6 protein-coding genes are annotated in these 6,756 nt (G+C 39.7%); 1 reads left to right on the plus strand and 5 read right to left on the minus strand.

Features of this window, described 5'->3' with window-relative positions:
* Nucleotides 1-6 precede the first annotated feature (6 nt).
* Complete coding sequence (hcp, locus tag QZ055_RS07250; RefSeq protein ID WP_295825658.1) at nucleotides 7-1,572, minus strand: hydroxylamine reductase; 1,566 nt, start codon at nucleotides 1,570-1,572, stop codon at nucleotides 7-9.
* 274 nt (nucleotides 1,573-1,846) lie between these two features.
* Between hcp and QZ055_RS07255 the strand changes: the two genes are divergently transcribed.
* Entirely contained in the window at nucleotides 1,847-2,572 is a 726-nt protein-coding gene (locus QZ055_RS07255; protein ID WP_295825660.1) for a Crp/Fnr family transcriptional regulator, read from the plus strand.
* Between the two features lie 74 nt (nucleotides 2,573-2,646).
* On the opposite strand, the gene QZ055_RS07260 is transcribed toward QZ055_RS07255, so the two are convergent.
* The 4 genes from QZ055_RS07260 to QZ055_RS07275 form a co-directional block, all read right to left on the minus strand.
* The gene (locus tag QZ055_RS07260) at nucleotides 2,647-4,488 is read right to left on the minus strand and encodes an LPO_1073/Vpar_1526 family protein (protein WP_295825663.1); all 1,842 of its coding nucleotides are present in this window, start codon (nucleotides 4,486-4,488) and stop codon (nucleotides 2,647-2,649) included.
* 9 nt (nucleotides 4,489-4,497) lie between these two features.
* Entirely contained in the window at nucleotides 4,498-5,049 is a 552-nt protein-coding gene (locus QZ055_RS07265; RefSeq protein ID WP_295825666.1) for a TIGR01440 family protein, read from the minus strand.
* 265 nt (nucleotides 5,050-5,314) lie between these two features.
* The gene (locus QZ055_RS07270) at nucleotides 5,315-5,875 is read right to left on the minus strand and encodes a Fe-S-containing hydro-lyase (protein ID WP_005385442.1); all 561 of its coding nucleotides are present in this window, start codon (nucleotides 5,873-5,875) and stop codon (nucleotides 5,315-5,317) included.
* Nucleotides 5,876-5,894: 19 nt separating this feature from the next.
* A complete protein-coding gene (locus QZ055_RS07275) occupies nucleotides 5,895-6,737 on the minus strand; it encodes a fumarate hydratase (protein WP_039968967.1) in 843 nt (280 codons plus the stop codon).
* Nucleotides 6,738-6,756 lie beyond the last annotated feature (19 nt).

Below are 6,756 nucleotides of genomic sequence, written 5' to 3' on the forward strand. Positions count from 1 at the left end.
ATCCGATTAGCCCAAGATAGCTTTCATGTCAGCTTCTGGAGTTGTAATTGGATGTAATTGGAATTTTTCTACCAAAATGTTCAATACATTGCTGGAGAAGAATTTAGGCAAGGAAGGTCCGATGTAGATATTGCGGATACCCAATGCCAACAATGTTAACAAGATACATACCGCTTTTTGTTCGTACCAGGACAATACCAATGTTAATGGCAAGTCGTTTACGTCACATTCAAATGCACCAGCCAAAGCTACTGCTACTTGAATAGCGGAGTAAGCATCGTTACATTGACCCATATCAAGGATACGAGGAATACCACCGATTTCACCGATGTTAAGGTCGTTGAAGCGGAATTTACCACAAGCCAATGTCAATACTACAGTATCATCTGGAGTTTGTTTTACGAATTCTGTGTAGTAGTTACGGCCTACTTTAGCACCGTCGCAACCACCAACTAAGAAGAAGTGTTTAATTGCGCCAGCTTTTACAGCATCGATTACTTTATCAGCAATGCCCAATACTGTACCATGACCGAAACCAGTAGTTACTTCGTGACCACCGTTGATACCAGTGAATTCTTGAGCTTCTTTGTAGCCGCCCAATTCGATAGCGCGTTCGATAACAGCGGAGAAGTCTTTAGTGCCGTCAGCTTTTTCTTCTACGTGTGCACAACCATCAAAACCTACCATATCTGTAGTGAAGATATTTGCTCTGTAGTTTTCTTTTGGTGGCATAATGCAGTTTGTAGTGAACAAGAATGCGCCAGGAACGTCAACGAATTCTTTTTGTTGGTTTTGCCATGCAGTACCGAAGTTACCTTTCAATTGAGGATGTTTTTTCAATTCAGGGTAAGCGTGGCAAGGTAACATTTCACCATGAGTATAGATGTTTACGCCTTTACCATCTGTTTGTTCCAACAATTGGTTCAAGTCATGAAGGTCATGACCAGTTACAACGATGAAAGGACCTGGTTCTACAGTCAAAGGTACTGTAGTTGGTACTGGAGTACCATATGTTTCAGTGTTAGCTTTATCAAGAATAGCCATGCATTTCAAGTTGATTTGGCCGAATTCCATCAACAAGTTCAACCATTCTTCAGCGCTATGATCTTTAGCGAATTCTACCATGCCTTTGATGAACCAAGCATCAACGTCAGCATCATGGAAGCCAAGGCGTGCAGCATGCCATGCATAAGCAGCCATACCACGCATACCTAACAATAATGTGGAACGAAGAGATACGATATCTTCTTCACCTTTCCATAATTGTTCCCAATCGAAGTTTTGTGCTGCGCTATCGATTTTTGCATGATAAGCGTTTACTTCGTCGATGAATTCTTGAACGCGTTCTTCAGAGAAGTTTACGTTTGTTACACACATGAACAAACCACGCATTAAATAGTCAACGCCTTCTTTAGTTTGGCCTTTTACGTCTAAAGCGCGTGCTAAACCAACTAAAGCAGCAGTTAATTCGTCTTGTAAGTTAGCAACTGGTGCAGTTTTACCACATACACCTTGTACAGTACAGCCGCCTGGTGCTGCAGATTGTTCGCATTGATAACAGAACATGCTCATTTAAAAATCCTCCTTTGCGAGACTTCCTCGCATTCAAGCTAGATAATATCAAACCTATACATTACACTGATGAATTATCAGGTGTCTGATTGATTACATTTGAAAGTATAACGTAAAGGTGATACAATTTCTGTAGCTTGGGCAACAAATAAAAAAACTTTTCAAAAATTTTACCTGACTCCCCTTGTGGAACAGGTAGGTCATTTGACCTTATACTATTATTATACAATAATCATTTTAATTTACTATAGACTTCGTCACACCGGAGGTGCTTATGAAGCAAATACTTTCAAACGATATTATCAACCAATATCTACCTACTCTTATACACTGTCCTCTATTCAATAAATTAGGTGAGCCTGAATTAAGAGGCTATTTACATAATGCAAAAGTTATTGTTCATAGCTATAAGAAGAATGACTTCATCGCCCTCTCTGGAGATCCTATGGAAGGCATCGGTGTTATTCTCGAAGGTAGCGCTTTACTGACTCGAGAAAATGTAATGGGCCAACGCGTTATTATGGCAAACCTTGAACAATCCGATATTTTTGGTGAAGCATTGCTATTTAGTAAGCAACCACTATGGCCTGCTACTATTAAGGCTACGAAGGCTACAAAAATTATGTTCATCCCTCTTGAAACATTTATCGATACATTACCAGATTGCCAACAATGCCAAACTAAAATCTTATCTAACCTATTAGAGGATTTATCTGAAAAGGCCATCCTTTTAACAAGAAAGGTTCATTACCTAACACTTAAAGGGATGCGCGAAAAGATTTTTGCATACTTAACAGATATTTATAAACGCCAACAATCTACAACAATTCATCTACCGCATAACCGCGAGCAAATGGCAGAGGTCCTAAACGTATCCCGTACAGCACTTAGTCGTGAGCTCGGTCGACTTCGCGATGAAGGTATTATCGATATTACAGGTCGCACTGTAACATTAAAAGATATTGAAGGAATTGAAGAATTTGGTTTTAATAGTTTCTAACATATAATCAAACAAAAAGGTCTCCCTAGATTATCTAGGGAGACCTTTTATAGTTTAATTGTTTTCTTTGATCATTAGAACCAATGAGATAAATCAAATTCTTCACCAATCGTTGCTTTCACATGAGCACGGCCTAAATATAGACCAAGTAATGTTAAGCTAATTTTAGACATCGGCGTATGATCAAATACATCCGCTAAATCTAATAGAACTGGAGAAATATCATCCATAATATCACGTGCTTCTTGACCTCTAAAGGCAGTCGGTTTGCTCTTCATAAGTGCAATGAGATCACGTTGAACCATGGAATCAGAAATACGAGTTTGTCTAAAGAAACGAGGTGCTAAAGACTCGTCAACTAACGCCAATTTATAAAGATTGGAATTCAAGCTACGCACCACATAACGTGGATCAACGCCATGACCATCAGTAGCACGGAAGAGTTCCTCCTTCGAGAAGCCACGATAGTTGAACACAAATGGATAGGAATTGGATAACACTTGAGCTAATGTAATTGGTTCGCGTTCCTCTTGTGTACAACGTAAGTAATCTAATTGACGATAGAAAGAGTTATTTTGAGGCAAATCAGAAATGAATGGCTCAATATATTTTTCTACATAATGTTGGAAGTGAATCAATCCATAGTTATTAGAGTTTCTAGAGTATTGTAACAATAATGTCAATGCCATAACTTGGAAATGACCTAGCGTTAAATGTGGCAATACGCGTAACGCATCAAAGGCTACAAGGTACGGTGTACTAGACTTAGGCGATTGTACTACATCTAGGAATGCACCTAACGCAGCGGATTTCATCCACTCTGTATTCGTAGCAGCATACGCCTTTTGCATACTCATTAATGCTTCTTGAATAACAATATTGTCTAAAAGTGCGTTAACTTCAGCTAACTTTGTAATATTAAGTGCTGCTAACGCATCTCTTGTAATAGATTCCACATAATGTTGTGTATCACCATGTAATACACCAAAAGCATGAACAAATGGTGCAATCGCTAACTCAACACATTTGTCTTCATGTGCCGCTTTAGCCCATTGCCCTGTAGGTACCTCTTCTTCAACCATACTAGCTGCCGCTAATTGTGCCTCTATTTCAGAAGCGTCAAACAAGCGCGTTTCATCCAATACAGATGGACCTTCTGCTGTTTGTACCTCATCGGCACCACCAATCATTTGCGTAACATCTATATTCTCAGCTTCATCAGCTTCTAAGGCTTCTACAGATTCGCCCATAGCAATCGTATCTTCTACGGAATTAGCACGATTACGAATTTCATCTGTTACTGCATCGAGAACAATGGTCTTATCCATCAATGGAGTAGCATTATGCTCAACATTTTGAAGTCTATCAGCTGAAACAGCGGACATTACAATAGTTTCATCCATACCAGATGTTTTTGGAGTAGATACTGCCTCCTCTTGGGAAACAGATTCTTGTTGAATCAATTCGCCAGAAACAGTGGAATCTTGAACAGGTTCCTGTTCTTCCAAGATTGGTTTACCAGACTCTGTCTGAGTTGACTCTGCATGATGACCTAATGCTAATGAATATCCTGTAGAGGAATCTTCAACATGTAATTGATTACCATCTCGTCGATTATAGGATGTATCTTCATGATTCACCATAGATTCAGAAGTTTCGGAATCCTTATTGTCATCCATAATGGAGGCCGTATATACATTGGTTCCACCTTCATGTGTAACCGTTACATCCCCTACCTTGGATTCATTAACGGACCTTTCTTTATGATGTTCACTTTCAGGCTTAGTAACAGATCTATCACGATGCTCATGTTTCGATTGGCTTTCACCATCATTACGATTAAAAACAGCGTAACAAATAGCAAAAAATCCGAGCGCCACAACGGCTAATACAAAATACGGTATTACGTTTGACATACTAACCCCCTACATCAACGCTTCATTATATGCAGCACGTTCACCACCAATGCTCTTAGGTCGAACACGACAAGCTGTTACATGGGCCCCACCAATTTCTTTAATACTGAGTCGCACTGGTACGGTAACATGTTTCATGTGCATGCCTATAAAAGTATCCCCAATATCGATACCAGCATCAGCTTGAATAAATTCAACCATTACTGGATCTTCAAAACGTTCATAAGCAGTCACAGCCATAGCTCCACCTGCATGACGTTGAGGCACTACATTAACCTCTTCCTCCCATGTTACCGCGCTACGTTCCATAACAAGCGCACGGTTAATATGTTCACAGCATTGAACAGCCAAATTAAGACCTTTGGCTTTAACCGCTGTATATATTTCATCAAATAAGACCTGAGCCACATCAATGTGGGAATCAGTACCTATTTTCTTACCCATAACTTCGCTAGTGGAACAGCCCACAACGAACAATTGACCTTCTCGAACCTTTGCCAAATCGAGTAATTCAGCCATCGCTGTGCGCACTGACTGACGAATAGTTTCTACAGAAGTCATGATATCGCCTCACTCACTTTGAATGTATAAATCTATATGTATATTATCACAAAATGGACAGAATCGGTAGACTTTACTCTACGCAATACAAGTGAACATTACATAAGACTATAGTAATTATAAAAGTAGTTTTATTTATTACTATCATACTAATAAACAATGTAATAATCATTAAATATATACATTTACAGTGATACATATAGATTTTCTACAAATAAAAAGAGGCTTGCAAATGCAAGCCTCTTTTAATCACTCAACGGTGATATTAGATTTTTCTGTAAGGTTTTTGACCTTGTTCGTAGAAGTTGTTACCTTCAGTATCGCCAACTACGATGCAAGGGAAATCTTCAACTGTCAATTCAGCCAAAGCTTCTGGACCAAGTTCACCATAAGCAAGTACTTCGTATTTTTTGATGGATTTTGCAATCAATGCTGCAGCGCCACCAACTGCTGCGAAGTATGTGCAACCATTTTTCTTCATGGATTCAACTACTGCTGGTTTACGGGAACCTTTACCGATCATGCCTTTGATACCTTGATCAAGCATTGTTGGTGTGTAAGCGTCCATACGACCAGAAGTTGTAGGACCAGCGGAACCAATTGGGTCACCAGGTTTTGCAGGTGTTGGGCCAAGGTAGTAAACGAATTTGTTAGTCCAATCGATTGGTAATTTTTCACCGCGTGCTAAAGCTTCAGTCATAACTTTATGAGCAGCGTCACGAGCGGAGTAAATTTTGCCAGTGATAAGAACGCTATCACCAACTTTTAATTTACGGGAAAACTCTTCATTATATTCTTCAGTATTAATGCGAATTGTTTCAGCCATTGTAATTACCTCCTACCGATTAAAGTACTACGTGTTTATGACGAGCAGCATGACACATAATAGTAACAGCAACAGGAAGGCCGGCGATATGAGTTGCACCCCATTCGATGTTTACACCGATACAAGTTGTTGTGCCGCCCAATTGTGGACCGATACCAGTTTTGTTAACCATTTCCAAAATTTCTTCTTCCAATTTTGCATACTCAGGATCTTTGTGAGGAGTGCTAATATCGCGAAGCAAAGCTTTTTTGGACATAACAGCTGCTTGGTCCATAGTACCACCAATACCTACGCCAAGTACGATTGGAGGGCATGGGTTAGGGCCAGCATGTTTTACGATTTCAAGAACTGCATTTTTAACGCCTTCAACGCCATCTGCAGGTACCAACATAGCTACGTCAGATTTGTTTTCGGAACCGAAACCTTTAAGTTCTACGTTGATTTCTACTTTATCGCCAGGAACGATATCGATGTAAATGATTGCAGGTGTATTGTTTTGAGTGTTTTTACGGTTGAACAATGGTTCTGCTACAACGGATTTACGAAGGTAACCTTCTACATAGCCTTGAGCAACACCTTCATTGATAGCTTCTTTAAGATCGCCACCAACAAAATGTACGTCTTGACCTACTTCTAAGAATACCAATGTCATACCAGTATCTTGGCAGTATGGACGATCTTCAGCATCAGCAATTTCTGCATTTTTGATGATTTGATCGAGAACGATGCAACCAACTGGAGACTCTTCTGTTTCACGGCCTTTTTTCAAGCCTTCATAGATGTCTTTTGGCAAGTGGTAAGCTGCGTCCATACACATTTGACGGACTGTTTTTGTGATTTCAGATACTTGAATCTCGCGCAAGATAATCCCTCCTCAGGAA

Source organism: uncultured Veillonella sp. (genome assembly GCF_905209685.1).
Lineage (GTDB): Bacteria > Bacillota > Negativicutes > Veillonellales > Veillonellaceae > Veillonella.

What these genes read in the sequence shown, in the direction of transcription:
- hcp (WP_295825658.1), bottom strand. Translation starts at nt 1,572, where the DNA reads ATGAGCATGTTCTGTTATCAATGCGAACAATCTGCAGCACCAGGCGGC.
- QZ055_RS07255 (WP_295825660.1), top strand. Translation starts at nt 1,847, where the DNA reads ATGAAGCAAATACTTTCAAACGATATTATCAACCAATATCTACCTACT.
- QZ055_RS07260 (WP_295825663.1), bottom strand. Translation starts at nt 4,488, where the DNA reads ATGTCAAACGTAATACCGTATTTTGTATTAGCCGTTGTGGCGCTCGGA.
- QZ055_RS07265 (WP_295825666.1), bottom strand. Translation starts at nt 5,049, where the DNA reads ATGACTTCTGTAGAAACTATTCGTCAGTCAGTGCGCACAGCGATGGCT.
- QZ055_RS07270 (WP_005385442.1), bottom strand. Translation starts at nt 5,875, where the DNA reads ATGGCTGAAACAATTCGCATTAATACTGAAGAATATAATGAAGAGTTT.